Source organism: Pseudomonas sp. GZD-209 (genome assembly GCF_049310485.1).
Lineage (GTDB): Bacteria > Pseudomonadota > Gammaproteobacteria > Pseudomonadales > Pseudomonadaceae > Aquipseudomonas > Aquipseudomonas sichuanensis.
This window is the reverse complement of the sequence record NZ_JBMOWQ010000140.1, coordinates 52,299-72,921: the sequence shown is the minus strand read 5'-3', so window position 1 is coordinate 72,921 and position 20,623 is coordinate 52,299. Positions and strand designations below refer to the sequence as shown.

Genomic DNA, 20,623 nt, shown 5'->3' with positions numbered 1-20,623 from the left:
CTGACCCGCGTCTGCTCCGAAGTTTTCGGTTCGGCCGTCGTTGAGTTCGACAAGATCGACTCGGCTCCGGAAGAAAAAGCTCGCGGTATCACCATCAACACCGCGCACGTCGAGTACAACTCGAACATTCGTCACTACGCTCACGTTGACTGCCCAGGTCACGCTGACTACGTGAAGAACATGATCACCGGTGCTGCCCAGATGGACGGCGCGATCCTGGTTTGCTCGGCCGCCGATGGTCCGATGCCACAAACCCGTGAGCACATCCTGCTGTCCCGTCAGGTTGGCGTTCCGTACATCGTGGTCTTCCTGAACAAGGCTGACCTGGTAGACGACGCTGAGCTGCTGGAACTGGTCGAGATGGAAGTTCGCGACCTGCTGTCCACCTACGACTTCCCAGGCGACGACACCCCGATCATCATCGGTTCGGCTCGTATGGCCCTGGAAGGCAAAGACGACAACGAGATGGGCACCACTGCCGTCAAGAAGCTGGTTGAAACTCTGGACAGCTACATCCCAGAGCCAGAGCGCGCTATCGACAAGCCGTTCCTGATGCCAATCGAAGACGTGTTCTCGATCTCCGGTCGCGGTACCGTTGTTACCGGCCGTATCGAGCGCGGTATCGTCAAGGTCCAGGATCCTCTGGAAATCGTTGGTCTGCGTGACACCACCACCACCACCTGCACCGGCGTTGAGATGTTCCGCAAGCTGCTGGACGAAGGTCGTGCTGGCGAGAACTGCGGCGTCCTGCTGCGTGGTACCAAGCGTGACGACGTTGAGCGTGGCCAGGTTCTGGTCAAGCCAGGTTCGGTCAAGCCGCACACCAAGTTCACCGCAGAAGTCTACGTTCTGTCGAAGGAAGAAGGCGGTCGTCACACTCCGTTCTTCAAAGGCTACCGTCCTCAGTTCTACTTCCGTACTACTGACGTAACCGGTAACTGCCAGCTGCCAGAAGGCGTTGAGATGGTAATGCCAGGTGACAACATCCAGATGGAAGTCACCCTGATCAAGACCATCGCAATGGAAGACGGTCTGCGCTTCGCCATCCGTGAAGGCGGTCGTACCGTCGGCGCCGGCGTCGTAGCAAAAATTATCGAATAAGTAGTTGATTTACTTGATCAGGCCGGTATAATGGCCGGCCTGATACAGCGTTACAGGTCAGTAGCTCAATTGGCAGAGCGACGGTCTCCAAAACCGTAGGTTGGGGGTTCGATTCCCTCCTGACCTGCCATTCACCTCGGTGTGATGGCTTTCTTCTTACAGGATCCTCCTCGATGACCCCCAAAACTGAAGCCCAAGAATCGCGTTTTGATCTGTTCAAGTGGCTGGCTGTAGTGGCTTTGGTGGTTGTTGCTGTCGTGGGTAATCAGTATTACTCGGCATCCCCGATCCTGTATCGCGTTCTCGCACTTCTTGCTCTGGCTGCGGCTGCTGGCTTTGTTGCCCTGCAGACTGCGAAGGGTAAGTCGTTTTTTGCGTTGGCGAAGGAAGCTCGTACCGAGATCCGTAAAGTCGTGTGGCCGACCCGCCAAGAAACCACTCAGACCACGCTCATCGTAGTGGCTGTTGTTCTGGTTATGGCACTGCTGCTGTGGGGTCTAGACTCCCTGCTCGGCTGGGCGGTCTCCTTGATTGTTGGCTAAGGGTGTCCCGTGGCTAAGCGTTGGTACGTAGTGCATGCTTACTCGGGTTACGAGAAGCATGTGATGCGCTCCCTGGTAGAGCGCGTCAAGCTGGCTGGCATGGAAGACGAGTTCGGCGAGATCCTGGTCCCGACCGAAGAAGTCGTCGAGATGCGCAACGGCCAGAAGCGCAAGAGTGAGCGCAAATTCTTCCCTGGCTATGTATTGGTCCAGATGGAGATGAACGAAGGGACTTGGCACCTTGTCAAGGATACCCCTCGCGTCATGGGTTTCATTGGTGGTACCGCAGACAAGCCTGCGCCGATCACTGATAAAGAGGCTGAAGCCATCCTGCGTCGCGTAGCCGACGGCAGTGATAAGCCGAAGCCGAAGACGCTGTTCGAGCCGGGTGAAGTGGTTCGCGTCATTGACGGGCCGTTCGCCGACTTCAATGGCAGTGTCGAAGAGGTTAACTACGAAAAGAGCCGTCTGCAGGTTGCAGTGCTCATTTTCGGTCGCTCTACTCCGGTGGAGCTCGAGTTCAGCCAGGTCGAGAAGGTCTAGCCGAACGAAGCATCCCATACCCCGCAGCCCTATGTGCTGCGGGGTTTTGTCGTCACTGGGATAAAACGCAAGTCATCCGGGGAGCCATCTGGCGTTCGTACCCGATATTGGAGTAGCTCATGGCTAAGAAGATTCAGGCTTACATCAAGCTGCAAGTAAAGGCCGGCCAGGCCAACCCTAGCCCACCCGTTGGTCCAGCACTGGGTCAACACGGTGTGAACATCATGGAATTCTGCAAGGCCTTCAACGCCCGTACTCAGGGTCAAGAAGCCGGCCTGCCGACTCCTGTGATCATCACTGTTTACAGTGACCGTAGCTTCACCTTCGAAACCAAGAGCACCCCTGCCTCGGTTCTGCTGAAGAAAGCTGCTGGCCTGACCAGCGGTTCGGCTCGCCCGAACACCGTCAAAGTCGGTACCGTGACCCGCGCTCAGCTGGAAGATATCGCCAAGGCTAAACAGGCTGATCTGACCGCTGCTGACCTGGACGCTGCTGTACGCACCATCGCTGGCTCTGCCCGCAGCATGGGCCTGAACGTGGAGGGTGTGTAATGGCTAAGCTGACCAAGCGCCAAAAGGCAATCGCCGAGAAAATCGAAGCAGGCAAGGCCTACAACTTCGAAGAAGCCGCAGCTCTGCTGGCTTCGCTGCCGAACGCCAAATTCGTCGAGTCGTACGACATCGCCGTAAACCTCGGTGTTGACCCGCGTAAATCCGACCAGGTCGTACGTAGCGCTACCGTGCTGCCACACGGCACTGGCAAGACCGTACGCGTTGCCGTCTTCACCCAGGGTCCAGCTGCTGAGGCCGCTCTGGCTGCCGGCGCTGACCGTGTAGGTATGGACGACCTGGCTGCCGAAATGAAAGCCGGCGACCTGAACTACGACGTCGTTATCGCATCGCCTGATGCCATGCGCGTTGTGGGCCAGCTGGGTCAGGTTCTGGGTCCTCGCGGCCTGATGCCTAACCCGAAAGTCGGTACCGTTTCGCCAGACGTAGCCACTGCCGTGAAAAACGCCAAGGCTGGTCAGGTTCGCTACCGCACCGACAAAAACGGTATCATCCACACCTCCGTTGGCAAAGTCGGCTTCGAAGCTGGCAAGCTGAAGGAAAACGTTGAAGCCCTGATCGCTGATCTGAAGCGTATCAAGCCAGCTTCCTCGAAAGGTATTTACGTCAAGCGCGTTACCCTGAGCACCACCATGGGCCCAGGTCTGATCATCGATCAGAGCTCGCTGAGCGTGTAAGACAATGTTGGCGGGTGTCATGCCCGCCAACAGCAAAAATTGGGGTCCCTGCCTGGCGGGGGCTATCCAAGACCGTAGGCGGCGCAAGCCTTAAACAACCAGCCTACGCAGATGGTGCTCCCGGTTCCTTACCGAATCAGACACCAAAACGACATCCGGCTTCGGCCAGATGAAACGGTAACAAGCAGGAGTTTTACCCGTGGCAATTAAACTCGAAGACAAGAAGGCCATCGTCGCTGAAGTCAACGAGGCTGCCAAAGTCGCTCTGTCCGCTGTCGTGGCTGATGCCCGTGGTGTGACTGTAGGCGCAATGACCGGACTCCGTAAAGAGGCTCGTGAAGCTGGCGTATACGTACGTGTCGTACGTAACACCCTGCTCAAGCGCGCTGTTGCTGACACTGAATTCAGTGTCCTCAACGACGCCTTCACTGGCCCTACCCTGATCGCTTTCTCCAACGAACACCCGGGCGCTGCTGCCCGTCTGTTCAAAGAGTTCGCCAAGGGTCAGAGCAAGTTCGAGATCAAGGCAGCTGCGTTTGACGGCAAGTTCATTGCAGCGAACCAGATCGACGTGTTGGCTACCCTGCCGACCCGCGACGAGGCCATCGCGAAGCTGATGAGCGTGATCCAAGGCGCTACCAGCAAGCTGGCCCGCACCCTGGCAGCTATTCGCGACCAGAAAGAAGCAACCGCCGCCTAAGGCGCGCGAAACTCTTTCGAATCATACGTTTAATTTGATAGCTGCTTAGGCTGTCACCCCAATACAGGATTTAAGTCATGTCCCTGACTAACGAGCAAATCATCGAAGCAATCGGCCAGAAAACCGTTCTGGAAGTTGTTGAGCTGATCAAAGCAATGGAAGAAACCTTCGGCGTTACCGCTGCTGTTGCCGCTGCTGGCCCAGCTGCTGCTGCTGCCGTTGTTGAAGAGCAGACCGAGTTCAACGTTGTTCTGGTTGAAGCCGGCGACAAGAAAGTGAACGTCATTAAAGCCGTTCGCGAGCTGACCGGTCTGGGCCTGAAAGAAGCCAAAGAGAAAGTCGATGGCGCTCCTCAGGTTGTAGCTGAAGGCGTTTCGAAAGAAGCCGCTGAAGACGCTAAGAAGAAGCTGGAAGAAGCAGGCGCCAAAGTCGAGCTGAAGTAATTTCGACTGTGCGATGCCAGCCCGAGCGTTAAGCGAAGGGCTGATGGCTGGTGGCTTATGCCACCGGCCTTTTTCCGTTATTGGTGGCCGATCAGGTCGGCCCCGATAACGAGCGGTAACCACCATGAGGGTGGCGCAAACCAAAGGGTTTGCACGATTTTCTGGCTGCTCCCGCCGGGAGATGCCAAACAAGCAGGTGACCAAGCTGGGGAATGCTGATGGCTTACTCATACACTGAGAAAAAACGTATCCGCAAGGACTTTAGCAAGTTGCCGGACGTCATGGACGTGCCTTACCTCCTGGCAATCCAGCTGGATTCGTATCGCGAATTCCTGCAGGCAGGAGCATCCAAGGACCAGTTCCGCGACATCGGCCTGCATGCGGCCTTCAAATCGGTATTCCCGATCATCAGCTACTCCGGCAATGCTGCCCTGGAGTACGTCGGCTACCGCCTGGGTGAGCCGGCCTTCGATGTGAAGGAATGTGTCCTGCGCGGTGTGACCTTCGCGGTCCCGCTGCGGGTGAAGGTGCGCCTGATCATCTTCGACAAGGAATCGTCGAACAAAGCGATCAAGGACATCAAAGAGCAAGAAGTCTACATGGGTGAAATCCCCCTGATGACTGAGAACGGTACCTTCGTTATCAACGGTACCGAGCGTGTGATCGTGTCCCAGCTGCACCGTTCGCCGGGTGTGTTCTTCGACCACGACCGTGGCAAGACCCACAGCTCGGGCAAGCTGCTGTACTCCGCACGCATTATCCCTTACCGCGGTTCGTGGCTGGACTTCGAGTTCGACCCGAAGGACTGCGTGTTCGTCCGTATCGACCGTCGCCGCAAACTGCCGGCCTCGGTACTGCTGCGCGCCCTGGGTTACAGCACCGAAGAGGTTCTGAACACCTTCTACACCACCAACGTGTTCCACGTTTCCGGCGAAAAACTGAGCCTGGAACTGGTACCTCAGCGTCTGCGTGGTGAAGTCGCGGTCATGGACATCCATGACGAGTCCGGCAAGGTCATCGTCGAGCAGGGTCGTCGTATCACTGCGCGCCACATCAACCAGCTGGAAAAGGCTGGCGTGAAACAGCTGGACGTGCCGCTGGAGTACATGCTGGGCCGTACCACCGCCAAGGCGATCGTGCACCCCGCTACCGGCGAGATCCTGGCCGAGTGCAACACCGAGCTGACCACCGACCTGCTGGTCAAGGTCGCCAAGGCTCAGGTCGTTCGCATCGAGACGCTGTACACGAACGACATCGACTGCGGTCCGTTCATTTCGGACACCCTGAAGATCGACACCACCAGCAACCAACTGGAAGCGCTGGTCGAGATCTACCGCATGATGCGCCCAGGCGAGCCGCCAACCAAGGACGCCGCCGAGACCCTGTTCAACAACCTGTTCTTCAGCGCCGAGCGTTACGACCTGTCCGCCGTTGGCCGCATGAAGTTCAACCGTCGTATCGGTCGTACCGAGATCGAAGGTTCGGGCGTGCTGAGCAAGGAAGATATCGTCGAGGTTCTCAAGACCCTGGTCGACATCCGTAACGGCAAAGGCATCGTCGACGACATCGACCACCTGGGTAACCGTCGCGTCCGTTGCGTCGGCGAGATGGCCGAGAACCAGTTCCGCGTTGGCCTGGTGCGCGTAGAGCGTGCGGTCAAAGAGCGTCTGTCGATGGCTGAAAGCGAAGGCCTGATGCCGCAAGACCTGATCAACGCCAAGCCGGTTGCGGCGGCGGTGAAAGAGTTCTTCGGTTCCAGCCAGCTCTCGCAGTTCATGGACCAGAACAACCCGCTCTCCGAGATCACCCACAAGCGCCGTGTCTCTGCACTCGGCCCTGGCGGTCTGACCCGTGAGCGCGCCGGCTTCGAAGTCCGTGACGTACACCCGACCCACTACGGCCGTGTGTGCCCGATCGAAACGCCGGAAGGCCCGAACATCGGTCTGATCAACTCCCTGGCGGCCTACGCCCGCACCAACCAGTACGGCTTCCTGGAAAGCCCGTACCGCGTGGTGAAAGAGGGTGTGGTCAGCGACGACATCGTGTTCCTGTCCGCGATCGAAGAAGCCGATCACGTCATTGCCCAGGCTTCGGCCGCAATGAACGAGAAGAAGCAGCTGATCGACGAGCTGGTAGCTGTTCGTCACCTGAACGAATTCACCGTCAAGGCGCCGGAAGACGTCACCCTGATGGACGTTTCGCCGAAGCAGGTAGTTTCGGTTGCTGCGTCGCTGATTCCGTTCCTCGAGCACGACGACGCCAACCGTGCGTTGATGGGTTCGAACATGCAGCGTCAGGCTGTACCTACTCTGCGCGCCGACAAGCCGCTGGTCGGTACCGGCATGGAGCGCAACGTTGCCCGTGACTCCGGCGTCTGCGTCGTGGCCCGTCGTGGCGGCGTGATCGACTCCGTCGATGCCAGCCGCATCGTGGTACGTGTTGCCGATGACGAAGTAGAAACCGGTGAAGCCGGTGTCGACATCTACAACCTGACCAAATACACCCGTTCCAACCAGAACACCTGCATCAACCAGCGTCCGCTGGTGAGCAAGGGTGACGTGGTCAAGCGCAACGACATCATGGCCGACGGCCCGTCCACCGACATGGGTGAACTGGCGCTGGGTCAGAACATGCGCATCGCGTTCATGGCCTGGAACGGTTTCAACTTCGAAGACTCCATCTGTCTGTCGGAGCGCGTGGTTCAGGAAGACCGCTTCACCACGATCCACATCCAGGAACTGACCTGTGTGGCCCGTGACACCAAGCTTGGCCCAGAGGAAATCACCGCGGACATCCCGAACGTGGGTGAAGCTGCGCTGAACAAGCTGGACGAAGCCGGTATCGTCTACGTAGGTGCCGAAGTCGGCGCTGGCGACATCCTGGTCGGCAAGGTCACTCCGAAAGGCGAGACCCAGCTGACGCCAGAAGAAAAACTGCTGCGTGCGATCTTCGGTGAGAAGGCCAGCGACGTCAAAGACACCTCCCTGCGCGTGCCGACCGGCACCAAGGGTACCGTCATCGACGTCCAGGTCTTCACCCGTGATGGCGTTGAGCGCGACAGCCGCGCCCTGTCCATCGAGAAGATGCAGCTGGACGAGATCCGCAAGGACCTGAACGAAGAGTTCCGCATCGTCGAAGGCGCAACCTTCGAGCGTCTGCGTTCCGCGCTGAACGGCCAGGTGGTTGACGGTGGTGCGGGCCTGAAGAAAGGCACCGTGATCACTGACGACGTACTGAACGGTCTGGAGCACGGCCAGTGGTTCAAACTGCGCATGGCCGAAGATGCACTGAACGAGCAGCTGGAAAAGGCTCAGCAGTACATCGTCGACCGCCGCCGTCTGCTGGACGACAAGTTCGAAGACAAGAAGCGCAAGCTGCAGCAGGGCGATGACCTGGCTCCGGGCGTACTGAAGATCGTCAAGGTCTACCTGGCAATCCGTCGTCGCATCCAGCCGGGCGACAAGATGGCCGGTCGTCACGGTAACAAAGGTGTGGTCTCGGTGATCATGCCGGTCGAAGACATGCCGCACGACGCCAACGGTACGCCGGTCGACGTCGTACTGAACCCGCTGGGCGTACCTTCGCGTATGAACGTCGGTCAGATCCTTGAAACCCACCTGGGCCTCGCGGCCAAAGGCCTGGGCGAGAAGATCGATCGCATGATCGAAGAGCAGCGCAAGGCCGCTGAGCTGCGTGGTTTCCTCACCGAGATCTACAACGAGATCGGTGGTCGTCAGGAGAACCTGGACGAGTTCACCGACGAAGAGATCCTCGCCCTGGCGCACAACTTGAAGAAGGGCGTGCCAATGGCCACTCCAGTCTTCGACGGTGCCAAGGAGAGCGAGATCAAGGCCATGCTGAAACTGGCAGACCTGCCAGAAAGCGGCCAGATGGTGCTGTTCGATGGCCGTACCGGCAACAAGTTCGAGCGTTCTGTGACCGTCGGTTACATGTACATGCTCAAGCTGAACCACTTGGTGGACGACAAGATGCACGCGCGTTCCACTGGTTCTTACAGCCTGGTTACCCAGCAGCCGCTGGGTGGTAAGGCGCAGTTCGGTGGTCAGCGTTTCGGGGAGATGGAAGTGTGGGCGCTGGAAGCATACGGCGCGGCATACACCCTGCAAGAAATGCTCACAGTGAAGTCGGACGACGTGAACGGCCGTACCAAGATGTACAAGAACATCGTGGATGGCGATCACCGTATGGAGCCGGGCATGCCCGAGTCCTTCAACGTGTTGATCAAAGAGATCCGTTCGCTCGGTATCGACATCGATCTGGAAACCGAATAACACGTGACGCGAAGGGGAGTGCGGCAGCTGCTGCCCACTCCCTGCTCCGCCAGGAGGAAAGGCCTTGAAAGACCTACTGAATTTGCTGAAAAACCAGGGTCAAGTCGAAGAGTTCGACGCCATCCGTATCGGTCTGGCGTCGCCTGAAATGATCCGTTCGTGGTCGTTCGGTGAAGTCAAAAAGCCCGAGACCATCAACTACCGTACGTTCAAACCTGAGCGTGACGGCCTGTTCTGCGCCAAGATCTTTGGCCCAGTCAAGGACTACGAGTGCCTGTGCGGCAAGTACAAGCGCCTGAAGCACCGCGGTGTGATCTGCGAGAAGTGCGGCGTTGAAGTCGCCCTGGCCAAGGTTCGTCGTGAGCGCATGGCGCACATCGAGCTGGCCTCGCCGGTTGCCCACATCTGGTTCCTGAAGTCGCTGCCGTCCCGTATCGGCCTGCTGATGGACATGACCCTGCGTGACATCGAACGCGTGCTCTACTTCGAGAGCTACGTCGTGATCGACCCGGGCATGACCACCCTCGAGAAGGGTCAGCTGCTCAACGACGAACAGTACTTCGAGGCGCTGGAAGAGTTCGGTGACGATTTCGACGCCCGCATGGGTGCCGAGGCTGTCCGCGAGCTGCTGCACGCTATCGACCTGGAGCACGAGATTGGCCGCCTGCGCGAAGAAATTCCGCAAACCAACTCGGAAACCAAGATCAAGAAGCTGTCCAAGCGCCTGAAGCTGATGGAAGCTTTCCAGGGCTCGGGCAACCTGCCTGAGTGGATGGTCCTGACCGTCCTGCCAGTCCTGCCGCCGGACCTGCGTCCGCTGGTACCGCTGGATGGCGGCCGCTTCGCGACCTCCGACCTGAACGACCTGTATCGTCGGGTGATCAACCGTAACAACCGTCTGAAGCGCCTGCTCGATCTGTCGGCGCCGGACATCATCGTGCGCAACGAAAAGCGCATGCTGCAGGAAGCGGTCGACGCCCTGCTCGACAACGGCCGTCGCGGTCGCGCCATCACTGGCTCGAACAAGCGTCCGCTGAAGTCGCTGGCCGACATGATCAAAGGTAAGCAAGGTCGCTTCCGTCAGAACTTGCTCGGTAAGCGCGTGGACTACTCCGGTCGTTCGGTAATTACCGTAGGCCCGACCCTGCGCCTGCACCAGTGCGGTCTGCCGAAGAAGATGGCCCTCGAGCTGTTCAAGCCGTTCATTTTCGGCAAGCTGGAAATGCGTGGTCTGGCGACCACCATCAAGGCCGCCAAGAAGATGGTCGAGCGCGAGCTGCCAGAGGTGTGGGACGTTCTCGCCGAAGTGATTCGCGAACACCCCGTACTGCTCAACCGTGCACCGACCCTTCACCGTCTGGGTATCCAGGCCTTTGAACCGGTACTGATCGAAGGTAAGGCTATTCAGCTGCACCCGCTGGTCTGTGCCGCGTACAACGCCGACTTCGACGGTGACCAGATGGCCGTTCACGTGCCGCTGACGCTGGAAGCCCAGCTCGAAGCGCGCGCGCTGATGATGTCGACCAACAACATTCTGTCGCCAGCCAACGGTGAGCCAATCATCGTTCCGTCGCAGGACGTTGTACTGGGTCTGTACTACATGACCCGTGAAGCCATCAACGCCAAGGGCGAAGGTCGCGTATTTGCCGACCTGCAGGAAGTCGACCGCGTATTCCGCGCCGGCGAAGCTGCCCTGCACGCGAAAATCAAGGTTCGTATCAACGAAACCGTGAAAGACCGTGATGGCAGCGTTACCAAGAACACCCGCATCGTCGACACCACCGTCGGCCGTGCGCTGCTGTTCCAGGTTGTACCGGCAGGTCTGCCGTACGACGTGGTCAACCAGCCGATGAAGAAAAAGGCGATCTCCAAACTGATCAACCAGTGCTACCGCGTGGTTGGTCTGAAAGAGACCGTCATCTTCGCTGACCAGCTGATGTACACCGGTTTCGCCTACTCCACCATCTCTGGCGTGTCCATTGGTGTGAACGACTTTGTCATCCCTGATGAGAAAGCGCGCATCATCAACAGCGCTACCGATGAAGTGAAGGAAATCGAGAGCCAGTACGCCTCCGGCCTGGTAACCCAGGGCGAGAAGTACAACAAGGTCATCGACTTGTGGTCGAAGGCGAACGACGAAGTGTCCAAGGCGATGATGGCCAACCTCTCGAAAGAGAAGGTCATCGACCGCGAAGGCAAGGAAGTCGAGCAAGAGTCCTTCAACTCGATGTACATGATGGCTGACTCCGGTGCCCGTGGTTCCGCGGCCCAGATCCGTCAGCTGGCCGGTATGCGTGGCCTGATGGCCAAGCCGGACGGCTCGATCATCGAGACGCCGATCACCGCGAACTTCCGTGAAGGTCTGAGCGTACTTCAGTACTTCATCTCGACTCACGGTGCTCGTAAGGGTCTGGCGGATACCGCCTTGAAGACTGCTAACTCCGGTTACCTGACCCGTCGTCTGGTAGACGTGGCGCAAGACTTGGTCGTGACCGAGATCGATTGCGGCACCGAACAGGGCCTGCTGATGACCCCGCACATCGAAGGCGGCGACGTTGTCGAGCCGCTGGGTGAGCGCGTACTGGGTCGTGTCATCGCCCGTGACGTGTTCAAGCCAGGTACCGAGGACGTCATCGTTCCTGCCGGCACCCTGGTCGACGAGCAGTGGGTCGAGTTCATCGAGCTGAACAGCATCGACGAAGTGATCGTGCGTTCGCCGATCAGCTGCGAAACCCGCTACGGCATCTGCGCCAAGTGCTACGGTCGCGACCTGGCTCGCGGTCACCAGGTGAACATCGGTGAAGCTGTCGGCGTTATCGCTGCACAGTCGATCGGTGAGCCGGGTACCCAGCTGACCATGCGTACGTTCCACATCGGTGGTGCTGCAAGCCGTACTTCGGCTGCCGACAGCGTCCAGGTGAAGAACGGCGGTATGGTGCGTCTGCACAACCTGAAGCAGGTCGAGCGCGCCGATGGCAACCTGGTTGCCGTATCGCGTTCCGGCGAGCTGGCCATTGCCGACGAGTTCGGTCGTGAGCGTGAGCGCTACAAGCTGCCTTACGGTGCGGTGATTTCGGTCAAGGAAGGTGACAAGGTCGAAGCTGGCGCCATCGTCGCCAAGTGGGACCCGCACACCCACCCGATCGTTACCGAGCTGAAAGGTACCGTGACCTTCGTGGGCATGGAAGAAAACATCACCATCAAGCGCCAGACCGACGAACTGACCGGTCTGACCAACATTGAAGTCCTGGACGTCAAGGATCGCCCTGCCGCTGGCAAGGAAATCCGTCCGGCCATCAAGATGGTCGATGCCAATGGCAAGGATCTGTACCTGCCGGGTACCGACGTACCTGCTCAGTACTTCCTGCCAGCCAACGCCCTCGTCGGTGTGGCTGACGGTGCTCAGATCGGCGTCGGTGACGTTATTGCGCGTATCCCGCAAGAAACTTCGAAGACCCGTGACATCACCGGTGGTCTGCCACGCGTTGCCGACCTGTTCGAGGCGCGTCGTCCGAAAGAAGCCTCGATTCTGGCTGAAGTCAGCGGCACCATCGCCTTCGGTAAAGAGACCAAGGGCAAGCGCCGTCTGGTCATCACCCCGACCGATGGCAGCGATCCGTACGAAGAGCTGATTCCGAAGTGGCGCCACCTGAACGTCTTCGAAGGCGAACAGGTAAACCGCGGCGAAGTTATCTCCGACGGCCCGAGCGATCCGCACGACATCCTGCGTCTGCTGGGTGTGAGCGCGCTGGCGAAGTACATCGTCAACGAGATCCAGGACGTTTACCGTCTGCAAGGCGTTAAGATCAACGACAAGCACATCGAGACCATCCTGCGTCAGATGCTGCGCAAGGTCGAGATCGCCGAGTCGGGTGACTCCAGCTTCATCAAGGGCGACCAGATGGAACTGACTCATGTGCTGGTCGAGAACGAGCGTCTCGCCGGCGAAGACAAGTTCATCTCGAAGTTCACCCGCGTGCTGCTGGGTATCACCAAGGCCTCGCTGTCGACCGAGTCGTTCATCTCCGCGGCTTCCTTCCAGGAAACCACCCGCGTACTGACCGAAGCGGCCGTTACCGGCAAGCGCGACTACCTGCGCGGCCTGAAAGAGAACGTGGTCGTGGGTCGTCTGATCCCGGCCGGTACCGGTCTGGCCTATCACAGCGAGCGCAAGCGTCGCCGTGAAGCCGACAAGCCGCTGCGTGTGAGCGCCAGTGAGGTGGAAGCCGCACTGACCGAAGCGCTGAACTCCAGCGGTAACTAAGTACAGGGCAGGGCCCCGGCAAGCCCCGCGCGAGCATCGATGACATGAAATGTTGCCGATGATCGGGCGGGGAGGGCCGGGGCCTCGTCTTGACTGGGTGCAAGATCCTCCGTAGACTTTTGTACCCTTAAATTTGGTGAGGCTCCGTCTCGCCAATTTTTGGCTTTCTTGCAAGACAATAGAGTCGCAAGACAATCAGTGGAGCTAGTAGATGGCAACTATCAACCAGCTGGTACGTCAGCCGCGTAAGCGTTCGGTCGAGAAGTCCGACGTTCCTGCGCTGCAGAACTGCCCGCAACGTCGTGGCGTGTGCACCCGCGTGTACACCACCACGCCGAAAAAACCTAACTCGGCACTGCGTAAAGTTTGCCGTGTGCGTCTGACCAACGGTTTCGAGGTTTCCTCGTACATCGGCGGTGAAGGCCACAACCTGCAAGAGCACAGCGTCGTCCTGATCCGTGGCGGCCGTGTAAAAGACTTGCCAGGTGTTCGTTACCACACCGTTCGCGGCTCTCTGGATACTTCGGGCGTTAAAGGCCGTAACCAGGGTCGTTCGAAGTACGGTACCAAGCGTCCGAAGTAATCGGCCGTTTGCACATATCCATTTTTTTGAGTCGATAAGAGTAAGGTCGGGCAGGGGTCGAAGACCCACGTCCCGGGCTAACCTGAAGACCGTTTGAGGGCTTATCATGCCAAGACGTCGTGTAGCAGCAAAACGTGAGATTCTGGACGATCCTAAATACGGATCCCAAATCCTCGCCAAGTTCATGAACCACGTGATGGAAAGCGGCAAAAAGGCCGTGGCCGAGCGCATCGTTTACGGTGCACTGGACAAGGTCAAAGAGCGCAAGAACAGCGACCCCCTGGAAATCTTCGAGAAAGCTCTCGACGCCATCGCTCCGCTGGTCGAAGTAAAGTCCCGTCGTGTCGGCGGTGCCACTTACCAGGTCCCGGTTGAAGTTCGTCCATCCCGTCGTAACGCTCTGGCAATGCGCTGGCTCGTAGACTACGCCCGCAAGCGCGGCGAGAAGTCGATGGCTCTGCGTCTGGCCGGCGAACTGCTGGATGCTGCCGAAGGCAAAGGTGCTGCAGTCAAGAAGCGTGAAGACGTTCACCGTATGGCTGAAGCCAACAAAGCGTTCTCGCACTACCGCTTCTAATTCAAGCATCAATCATTTTGCGAGGGCTTTATGGCTCGTACTACAGCAATTAACCGCTACCGTAACATTGGTATCTGTGCCCACGTTGACGCGGGCAAGACCACCACTACCGAGCGGATCCTGTTCTACACAGGTCTGAGCCACAAGATGGGCGAGGTGCATGATGGCGCCGCGACCACCGACTGGATGGTGCAGGAGCAGGAGCGCGGTATCACCATTACCTCCGCTGCCGTTACCACCTTCTGGCAGGGTTCCCGTGGTCAGTACGAAAACTACCGCGTAAACGTCATCGATACCCCCGGCCACGTTGACTTCACCATTGAAGTAGAGCGTTCGCTGCGCGTACTCGACGGCGCGGTCGTTGTGTTCTGCGGTACCTCCGGCGTTGAGCCGCAGTCCGAAACCGTATGGCGTCAAGCCAACAAATACGGCGTTCCACGTGTTGTCTACGTGAACAAGATGGACCGTGCCGGTGCTAACTTCCTGCGCGTTGTTGGTCAGATCAAGAACCGTCTGGGTCACACCCCGGTTCCGGTTCAGCTGGCCATTGGTTCGGAAGATAACTTCCAGGGTCAGGTCGACCTGATCAAGATGAAGGCTATCTACTGGAACGACGACGACAAAGGCACCACCTACCGCGAGGAAGAAATTCCTGCGGACATGCTCGAGCTGGCCGAAGAATGGCGCGCGAACATGGTGGAAGCTGCTGCCGAAGCCAACGAAGAGCTGATGAACAAGTACCTTGAAGAAGGTGAGCTGACCGTCGAAGAGATCAAGGCAGGCCTGCGTGCGCGCACCCTGGCCAGCGAGATCGTTCCGGCTGTCTGCGGTTCGTCGTTCAAGAACAAGGGCGTTCCCCTGGTTCTCGACGCCGTCATCGACTTCCTGCCTGCTCCTACCGAAATTCCTCCGATCAAGGGTATCCACCCTGACCTGATCGAGAAGCCGAAGGAAGAGCTGGTTGACGCCGACTTCGACGCGCGTCATGCCGACGACAACGAGCCGTTCTCGGCTCTGGCGTTCAAGATTGCTACTGACCCGTTCGTGGGTACTCTGACTTTCGTGCGCGTCTACTCGGGCTTCCTGAGCTCGGGCGACTCCGTGATCAACTCGGTCAAGGGCAAGAAAGAGCGCGTTGGTCGTATGGTGCAGATGCACGCCAACCAGCGTGAAGAGATCAAAGAAGTACGTGCGGGCGACATCGCTGCGCTGATCGGCATGAAGGACGTCACCACCGGTGACACCCTGTGCAACGCCGACAAGCCGATCATCCTCGAGCGTATGGACTTCCCAGAGCCTGTGATTTCGCTCTCCGTAGAGCCGAAAACCAAGCAGGATCAGGAGAAGATGGGTATTGCACTGGGCAAGCTGGCCCAGGAAGACCCATCGTTCCGCGTCAAGACCGATGAAGAAACCGGTCAGACCATCATCTCCGGTATGGGTGAGCTGCACCTGGACATCCTCGTTGACCGCATGAAGCGCGAGTTCAACGTCGAAGCCAACGTCGGCAAGCCGCAGGTTTCGTACCGCGAGAAGATCACCAAGTCCAACGTCGAGATCGAAGGCAAGTTCGTTCGTCAGTCGGGTGGTCGTGGTCAGTTCGGTCACTGCTGGATCCGTTTCTCGGAGCCAGATCAGGACGACAAGGGCAACATCACCGAAGGTCTGGTGTTCTCCAACGAAGTCGTTGGTGGTGTGATTCCTAAGGAATTCATCGCCCCGATCCAGAAGGGTATCGAAGAGCAGATGAAGAACGGCGTTGTCGCCGGCTATCCGCTGATCGGCCTGAAGGCTACGGTATTCGACGGTTCGTACCACGACGTCGACTCTAACGAAATGGCGTTCAAAATCGCTGCTTCGATGGCAACCAAGCAACTGGCCCAGAAAGGCGGCGGCGTGGTCCTCGAGCCGATCATGAAGGTCGAAGTTGTAACCCCGGAAGACTACCTGGGTGACGTGATGGGTGACCTGAGCCGTCGTCGTGGGATGATCCAGGGTAATGAAGACTCGGTGTCCGGCAAGGTAATCACTGCTGAGGTGCCGCTCGGAGAGATGTTCGGTTACGCGACCGACGTTCGTTCCATGTCTCAGGGTCGCGCAAGCTACTCCATGGAATTCTCCAAATACGCCGAAGCTCCGTCGAACATCGTCGAAGCACTCGTTAAAAAACAAGGCTAATCCCCTTTAGGCAAGAGGTTCACTGTCGTGGCTAAAGAAAAATTTGATCGTTCCCTTCCCCACGTTAACGTCGGCACTATCGGCCACGTTGACCACGGTAAGACCACTCTGACCGCAGCTCTGACCCGCGTCTGCTCCGAAGTTTTCGGTTCGGCCGTCGTTGAGTTCGACAAGATCGACTCGGCTCCGGAAGAAAAAGCTCGCGGTATCACCATCAACACCGCGCACGTCGAGTACAACTCGAACATTCGTCACTACGCTCACGTTGACTGCCCAGGTCACGCTGACTACGTGAAGAACATGATCACCGGTGCTGCCCAGATGGACGGCGCGATCCTGGTTTGCTCGGCCGCCGATGGTCCGATGCCACAAACCCGTGAGCACATCCTGCTGTCCCGTCAGGTTGGCGTTCCGTACATCGTGGTCTTCCTGAACAAGGCTGACCTGGTAGACGACGCTGAGCTGCTGGAACTGGTCGAGATGGAAGTTCGCGACCTGCTGTCCACCTACGACTTCCCAGGCGACGACACCCCGATCATCATCGGTTCGGCTCGTATGGCCCTGGAAGGCAAAGACGACAACGAGATGGGCACCACTGCCGTCAAGAAGCTGGTTGAAACTCTGGACAGCTACATCCCAGAGCCAGAGCGCGCTATCGACAAGCCGTTCCTGATGCCAATCGAAGACGTGTTCTCGATCTCCGGTCGCGGTACCGTTGTTACCGGCCGTATCGAGCGCGGTATCGTCAAGGTCCAGGATCCTCTGGAAATCGTTGGTCTGCGTGACACCACCACCACCACCTGCACCGGCGTTGAGATGTTCCGCAAGCTGCTGGACGAAGGTCGTGCTGGCGAGAACTGCGGCGTCCTGCTGCGTGGTACCAAGCGTGACGACGTTGAGCGTGGCCAGGTTCTGGTCAAGCCAGGTTCGGTCAAGCCGCACACCAAGTTCACCGCAGAAGTCTACGTTCTGTCGAAGGAAGAAGGCGGTCGTCACACTCCGTTCTTCAAAGGCTACCGTCCTCAGTTCTACTTCCGTACTACTGACGTAACCGGTAACTGCCAGCTGCCAGAAGGCGTTGAGATGGTAATGCCAGGTGACAACATCCAGATGGAAGTCACCCTGATCAAGACCATCGCAATGGAAGACGGTCTGCGCTTCGCCATCCGTGAAGGCGGTCGTACCGTCGGCGCCGGCGTCGTAGCCAAAATCATCGAGTAATCACTCGACCGATTGAAAAAGCCCCCGCTCAGCGGGGGCTTTTTTTATTGGGTTGACACTAAATTGGGGCGTCTATAGAATCACGCCTCCTTTTAGCGGGCGTAGTGCGTCCGTTGGGAACAGCCTGGAGTCTGAAATCCAATGCAAAATCAGCAAATCCGTATCAGGTTGAAGGCTTTCGACCATCGCCTGATCGACCAATCCACCCAGGAAATCGTGGAAACCGCGAAACGTACTGGTGCACAAGTGCGTGGTCCAATTCCACTGCCTACCCGCAAAGAGCGTTTCACCGTTCTGGTCTCCCCGCACGTCAACAAAGACGCGCGTGACCAGTACGAGATTCGCACTCATAAGCGTGTTCTGGACATCGTCCAGCCAACGGATAAAACCGTTGACGCGCTGATGAAGCTTGATCTGGCGGCCGGTGTGGAAGTACAGATCAGCCTCGGCTAAGACTTCGGTCTGGTCGTGTAACGCTCTGAAATGGGCGGCCATAGCGGGTGAAAGCCCCGTACACTCATGAGGTTTACAACATGACTATTGGTGTAGTCGGTCGAAAAGCGGGTATGACCCGTATTTTCACCGAAGAAGGTGTCTCCATTCCGGTCACGGTCATTGAGATCGAGCCGAATCGCGTCACCCAGTTCAAAACCGAAGAAACTGATGGCTACCGTGCAGTGCAAGTCACTGTCGGCGAGCGTCGTGCTTCGCGTGTGACCGCCGCTCAGGCTGGCCACTTTGCCAAGGCCAACGTTGCCGCTGGTCGCGGTGTCTGGGAGTTCCGTCTTGAAGAAGGCGATTTCCAGGCTGGCGATCTGATCAAAGCTGAACTCTTCACTGCAGGCCAGCTGGTAGACGTAACCGGTCAGTCCAAAGGTAAAGGCTTCGCCGGTACCATCAAGCGTTGGAATTTCCGTGGTCAAGATAACACCCACGGTAACTCCGTATCGCACCGTGTCCCTGGCTCCATCGGCCAGTGCCAGACTCCTGGTCGTGTATTCAAGGGCAAGAAAATGTCCGGTCACATGGGCGCTGAGCGCGTGACTGTGCAGTCCCTGGAAGTAGTACGCGTAGACGCTGAACGCAACCTGCTGCTGATCAAGGGTGCCGTTCCAGGCGCTACTGGCGGCGACGTGGTTGTGCGTCCAGCTGTCAAGGCTCGCGGGTAAGGGGAAACTGACATGCAACTTAATGTAAATGACGCTCAGGCGATCGAAGTTTCCGAACTGACTTTCGGTGGCGAATTCAACGAGACGCTGGTACACCAAGCAGTCGTGGCCTACATGGCCGGCGGCCGTCAGGGCACCAAGCAGCAGAAGACCCGTTCTGACGTGGCCGGTGGCGGTAAGCGCCCATGGCGTCAGAAAGGTACTGGCCGTGCTCGTGCCGGTACTACCCGTGGTCCGATCTGGCGTGGCGGTGGTGTAACCTTCGCAGCTCGTCCTCAGGATCACTCGCAGAAGCTCAACAAGAAGATGTATCGCGCAGCTCTGCGCTCCATCCTCGCTGAGCTGGTGCGTAGCGACCGTCTGGTCGTGGTTCAGGACTTCGCTGTTGAAGCTCCGAAAACCAAAGACCTGCTGAACAAGCTGAACGGCATGGGTCTGAGCGATGTTCTGATCGTTTCGGACGCTGTTGATCAGAACCTGTACCTGGCTGCTCGCAACCTGCCGCACGTCGATGTACGTGACGTTCAAGGTTCCGACCCGGTCAGTCTGATCGCATACGAGAAGGTGTTGATCACCGTTTCGGCCGTGAAGAAATTCGAGGAGCTGCTGGGATGAACCAGGAACGCGTATTCAAAGTCCTCCTTGGCCCGCACGTTTCCGAGAAGGCTACCGTTCTGGCTGAGAAGAAAGGCCAGTTCGTATTCAAGGTTGCTACCGATGCAACCAAGCTGGAAATCAAGAAAGCTGTCGAAGGCCTGTTCAACGTAAAAGTTGAAAACGTGTCGACTGTTAACGTTCTGGGTAAAACCAAGCGTACCGCACGTGGTCTGGGCAAGCGTAATGACTGGAAGAAGGCGATCGTCTCCCTTCAGCCAGGCCAAGATCTCGATTTCAGCAGCAGTGCTGAGTAAGGAAGGGGTGCATCATGGCAATCGTTAAATGCAAACCGACTTCCCCTGGCCGCCGTTTTGTGGTCAAGGTGGTCAACAAGGAGCTGCACAAAGGCGCTCCTCACGCACCGCTGATCGAGAAAAAATCGAAGTCTGGTGGTCGTAACAACAATGGCCGCATCACCACGCGTCACGTGGGTGGTGGTCATAAGCAGCATTACCGTCTGGTCGACTTCCGTCGCAACGACAAGGATGGCATTCCAGCCACCGTCGAGCGTATCGAATACGACCCGAACCGTACTGCTCACATCGCCCTGCTGTGCTACGCAGACGGTGAGCGTCGCTACATCATCGCCCCTAAAGGCGTGAGCGCTGGCGACCAGCTGATCGCAGGTGCCCTGGCCCCAATCAAGGCCGGTAACTCCCTGCAGCTGCGCAACATCCCAGTAGGTAGCACCATTCACGGCATCGAACTGAAGCCGGGTAAGGGTGCTCAGATCGCTCGTTCCGCTGGTGCTTCGGCTCAGCTGATCGCTCGCGAAGGTGTCTACGTGACCCTGCGTCTGCGCTCTGGTGAAATGCGTAAAGTCCTGGCTGAGTGCCGTGCGACCCTGGGCGAAGTCTCGAACTCCGAGCACAGCCTGCGTTCGCTGGGTAAAGCTGGTGCCAAACGCTGGCGCGGCGTTCGCCCAACCGTTCGTGGTGTTGCCATGAACCCGGTTGACCACCCGCATGGTGGTGGTGAAGGTCGTACCTCCGGTGGTCGTCATCCGGTATCGCCATGGGGCTTCCCAACCAAGGGTGCTAAAACCCGTGGTAATAAGCGTACCGACAACATGATCGTCCGTCGTCGCAAGTAACTAGAGGGATACGA

Annotated in this window: 18 protein-coding genes and 1 tRNA gene; all 19 read left to right on the top strand. The window is 58.1% G+C overall.

The window, feature by feature from the left end:
- On the top strand, positions 1-1,101 hold a 1,101-nt coding region (gene tuf, locus ACO6VM_RS16745), incomplete at its 5' end, for an elongation factor Tu (RefSeq protein ID WP_422403549.1).
- Between the two features lie 54 nt (positions 1,102-1,155).
- Positions 1,156-1,231: transfer RNA gene (locus ACO6VM_RS16740), tRNA-Trp, on the top strand.
- Positions 1,232-1,274: 43 nt separating this feature from the next.
- A complete protein-coding gene (secE, locus tag ACO6VM_RS16735) occupies positions 1,275-1,643 on the top strand; it encodes a preprotein translocase subunit SecE (protein WP_125462379.1) in 369 nt (122 codons plus the stop codon).
- Positions 1,644-1,652: 9 nt separating this feature from the next.
- Positions 1,653-2,186 (top strand): transcription termination/antitermination protein NusG, encoded by a 534-nt coding sequence (gene nusG / locus ACO6VM_RS16730; RefSeq protein WP_110996446.1) that lies wholly within the window; start codon positions 1,653-1,655, stop codon positions 2,184-2,186.
- A 119-nt stretch (positions 2,187-2,305) separates the two neighbouring features.
- Entirely contained in the window at positions 2,306-2,737 is a 432-nt protein-coding gene (gene rplK / locus ACO6VM_RS16725; protein WP_003255500.1) for a 50S ribosomal protein L11, read from the top strand.
- The gene (gene rplA, locus ACO6VM_RS16720; RefSeq protein WP_125462380.1) at positions 2,737-3,432 is read left to right on the top strand and encodes a 50S ribosomal protein L1; all 696 of its coding nucleotides are present in this window, start codon (positions 2,737-2,739) and stop codon (positions 3,430-3,432) included. The genes rplK and rplA overlap by 1 nt, the downstream gene beginning before the upstream one ends.
- A 199-nt stretch (positions 3,433-3,631) precedes the next feature.
- Positions 3,632-4,132, top strand: coding sequence for a 50S ribosomal protein L10 (gene rplJ / locus ACO6VM_RS16715; RefSeq protein ID WP_110996444.1), 501 nt, complete (start codon positions 3,632-3,634; stop codon positions 4,130-4,132).
- 77 nt (positions 4,133-4,209) lie between these two features.
- A complete protein-coding gene (gene rplL, locus ACO6VM_RS16710) occupies positions 4,210-4,575 on the top strand; it encodes a 50S ribosomal protein L7/L12 (RefSeq protein WP_003255496.1) in 366 nt (121 codons plus the stop codon).
- 218 nt (positions 4,576-4,793) lie between these two features.
- Positions 4,794-8,867 carry a DNA-directed RNA polymerase subunit beta gene (rpoB, locus tag ACO6VM_RS16705; RefSeq protein WP_390966507.1) on the top strand — a complete coding sequence of 1,358 codons (4,074 nt, stop codon included), beginning with the start codon at positions 4,794-4,796 and terminating at the stop codon, positions 8,865-8,867.
- A gap of 64 nt (positions 8,868-8,931) precedes the next feature.
- Positions 8,932-13,131 carry a DNA-directed RNA polymerase subunit beta' gene (rpoC, locus tag ACO6VM_RS16700; protein ID WP_401057901.1) on the top strand — a complete coding sequence of 1,400 codons (4,200 nt, stop codon included), beginning with the start codon at positions 8,932-8,934 and terminating at the stop codon, positions 13,129-13,131.
- Positions 13,132-13,342: 211 nt separating this feature from the next.
- On the top strand, positions 13,343-13,714 hold the full coding sequence (gene rpsL, locus ACO6VM_RS16695) for a 30S ribosomal protein S12 (protein ID WP_003255492.1): 372 nt from the start codon (positions 13,343-13,345) through the stop codon (positions 13,712-13,714).
- Positions 13,715-13,820: 106 nt separating this feature from the next.
- Positions 13,821-14,291 (top strand): 30S ribosomal protein S7, encoded by a 471-nt coding sequence (gene rpsG, locus ACO6VM_RS16690; protein ID WP_008089143.1) that lies wholly within the window; start codon positions 13,821-13,823, stop codon positions 14,289-14,291.
- Between the two features lie 30 nt (positions 14,292-14,321).
- On the top strand, positions 14,322-16,469 hold the full coding sequence (fusA, locus tag ACO6VM_RS16685) for an elongation factor G (protein ID WP_401057903.1): 2,148 nt from the start codon (positions 14,322-14,324) through the stop codon (positions 16,467-16,469).
- A 27-nt stretch (positions 16,470-16,496) separates the two neighbouring features.
- A complete protein-coding gene (gene tuf / locus ACO6VM_RS16680) occupies positions 16,497-17,690 on the top strand; it encodes an elongation factor Tu (protein WP_401057898.1) in 1,194 nt (397 codons plus the stop codon).
- A gap of 141 nt (positions 17,691-17,831) precedes the next feature.
- Entirely contained in the window at positions 17,832-18,143 is a 312-nt protein-coding gene (gene rpsJ, locus ACO6VM_RS16675) for a 30S ribosomal protein S10 (protein ID WP_003186070.1), read from the top strand.
- Positions 18,144-18,223: 80 nt separating this feature from the next.
- Positions 18,224-18,859, top strand: a complete 636-nt coding sequence (gene rplC, locus ACO6VM_RS16670; RefSeq protein WP_011531887.1) for a 50S ribosomal protein L3 — start codon at positions 18,224-18,226, stop codon at positions 18,857-18,859.
- Positions 18,860-18,871: 12 nt separating this feature from the next.
- Positions 18,872-19,474 carry a 50S ribosomal protein L4 gene (rplD, locus tag ACO6VM_RS16665; RefSeq protein WP_003255485.1) on the top strand — a complete coding sequence of 201 codons (603 nt, stop codon included), beginning with the start codon at positions 18,872-18,874 and terminating at the stop codon, positions 19,472-19,474.
- Positions 19,471-19,770, top strand: a complete 300-nt coding sequence (gene rplW, locus ACO6VM_RS16660) for a 50S ribosomal protein L23 (protein ID WP_003255484.1) — start codon at positions 19,471-19,473, stop codon at positions 19,768-19,770. Before rplD ends, rplW begins: the two co-directional genes overlap by 4 nt.
- Before the next feature lie 14 nt (positions 19,771-19,784).
- Positions 19,785-20,609: a 50S ribosomal protein L2 gene (gene rplB / locus ACO6VM_RS16655; protein WP_003255483.1), complete on the top strand. Its 825-nt coding sequence runs from the start codon at positions 19,785-19,787 to the stop codon at positions 20,607-20,609.
- Positions 20,610-20,623 lie beyond the last annotated feature (14 nt).

Coding starts and splice junctions, on each gene's coding strand:
- secE (WP_125462379.1), top strand. CDS start 1,275: ATGACCCCCAAAACTGAAGCCCAAGAATCGCGTTTTGATCTGTTCAAG.
- rplK (WP_003255500.1), top strand. CDS start 2,306: ATGGCTAAGAAGATTCAGGCTTACATCAAGCTGCAAGTAAAGGCCGGC.
- rplA (WP_125462380.1), top strand. CDS start 2,737: ATGGCTAAGCTGACCAAGCGCCAAAAGGCAATCGCCGAGAAAATCGAA.
- rplL (WP_003255496.1), top strand. CDS start 4,210: ATGTCCCTGACTAACGAGCAAATCATCGAAGCAATCGGCCAGAAAACC.
- rpoB (WP_390966507.1), top strand. CDS start 4,794: ATGGCTTACTCATACACTGAGAAAAAACGTATCCGCAAGGACTTTAGC.
- rpsL (WP_003255492.1), top strand. CDS start 13,343: ATGGCAACTATCAACCAGCTGGTACGTCAGCCGCGTAAGCGTTCGGTC.
- rpsG (WP_008089143.1), top strand. CDS start 13,821: ATGCCAAGACGTCGTGTAGCAGCAAAACGTGAGATTCTGGACGATCCT.
- fusA (WP_401057903.1), top strand. CDS start 14,322: ATGGCTCGTACTACAGCAATTAACCGCTACCGTAACATTGGTATCTGT.
- rpsJ (WP_003186070.1), top strand. CDS start 17,832: ATGCAAAATCAGCAAATCCGTATCAGGTTGAAGGCTTTCGACCATCGC.
- rplC (WP_011531887.1), top strand. CDS start 18,224: ATGACTATTGGTGTAGTCGGTCGAAAAGCGGGTATGACCCGTATTTTC.
- rplD (WP_003255485.1), top strand. CDS start 18,872: ATGCAACTTAATGTAAATGACGCTCAGGCGATCGAAGTTTCCGAACTG.
- rplW (WP_003255484.1), top strand. CDS start 19,471: ATGAACCAGGAACGCGTATTCAAAGTCCTCCTTGGCCCGCACGTTTCC.
- rplB (WP_003255483.1), top strand. CDS start 19,785: ATGGCAATCGTTAAATGCAAACCGACTTCCCCTGGCCGCCGTTTTGTG.